Genomic DNA, 1264 nt, shown 5'->3' on the forward strand with positions numbered 1-1264 from the left:
AAAGTCTCAACACTTTAGCCAAATTCTCAACTCCGAAGCAGTGACCCGCATTTACCTAGACGAGTTGGAAGGCGAAAACGGCTTAGGGGTAGGTATCATTAAGTTAGTAGTCGCATCGGAGTCTGTAGCTATAGCATCAGCCCAACAACTGATTGAACAAGCTCAACAAATACTCCCACCAGCCCCCCTGAGACGCGATATCATTGATTTAATCGAAACTATTGTAGTCTATAAACTACCCCAAGCTAGTCGCGAGGAGATTGCTAGAATGTTAGGATTAACTGATTTAAAACAAACTCGTTTCTATCAATCAGTAGGTGCTACTATAGCATTATTAGAGTCATATCAACCCATTTTCCAGGGTTCAATGAATTTCCGATCACCAATCTCATCATAAGCCAGTGAAAACCGATAGCATATTTTACCGCATCTTCCAACAATACCCGCGCAGCTTCTTTGAACTGCTGAACCTTCCTCCCACAGAAGCTGATCAATATCAATTCACCAATCTAGAAGTCAAACAACTCGCCTTTCGCTTAGATGGGTTATTCTTCCCCAGTACCGACAACCCTAACCAACCCTTTTATCTGACGGAAGTACAATTTCAACCGGACGATGACCTGTACTATCGGATTTTTGCGGAACTTTTCCTATATTTGCGACAGTATCAACCCCCTTACCCCTGGAGAGTTGTAGTTATTTACCCTAACCGTAACACAGAGCGCGAAAAGTCTCAACACTTCAGCCAAATTCTCAACTCCGAAGCAGTGACCCGCATTTACCTAGACGAGTTGGAAGGCGAAAACGGCTTAGGGGTAGGTATCATTAAGTTAGTAGTCGCATCGGAGTCTGTAGCTATAGCATCAGCCCAACAACTGATTGAACAAGCTCAACAAATACTCCCACCAGCCCCCCTGAGACGCGATATCATTGATTTAATCGAAACTATTGTAGTCTATAAACTACCCCAAGCTAGTCGCGAGGAGATTGCTAGAATGTTAGGATTAACTGATTTAAAACAAACTCGTTTCTATCAAGAAGCCTTTACGGAAGGTCTCCAGGAAGGTCGCCTAGAAGGTCGCCTAGAAGGTCGCCAGGAAGGTCGCCTAGAAGGTCGCCAGGAAGGTCGCCAGGAAGGTCGCCAGGAAGGTCGCCAGGAAGGTCGCCAGGAAGGTCGCCAGGAAGGTCGCGAAGAAATCACGCGAAACATTGTCCTACGTTTGAATAACCTGGGTTATGCTTCGGAAGCGATCGCCGAAATCTT

Annotated in this window: 2 protein-coding genes; both read left to right on the plus strand. The window is 45.5% G+C overall.

Annotated features, from left to right (window positions below; genetic code table 11):
* Window positions 1–397, plus strand: a 397-nt coding sequence (locus B9T16_RS28765) for a DUF2887 domain-containing protein (protein WP_410246399.1), incomplete at its 5' end; no start/stop codon positions are given.
* A gap of 4 nt (window positions 398–401) precedes the next feature.
* Window positions 402–1264, plus strand: an 863-nt coding sequence (locus B9T16_RS28770; protein ID WP_410246400.1) for an Rpn family recombination-promoting nuclease/putative transposase, incomplete at its 3' end; no start/stop codon positions are given.

It is taken from the genome of Arthrospira sp. PCC 8006, from assembly GCF_046480465.1.
Taxonomy (GTDB): domain Bacteria; phylum Cyanobacteriota; class Cyanobacteriia; order Cyanobacteriales; family Microcoleaceae; genus Limnospira; species Limnospira platensis.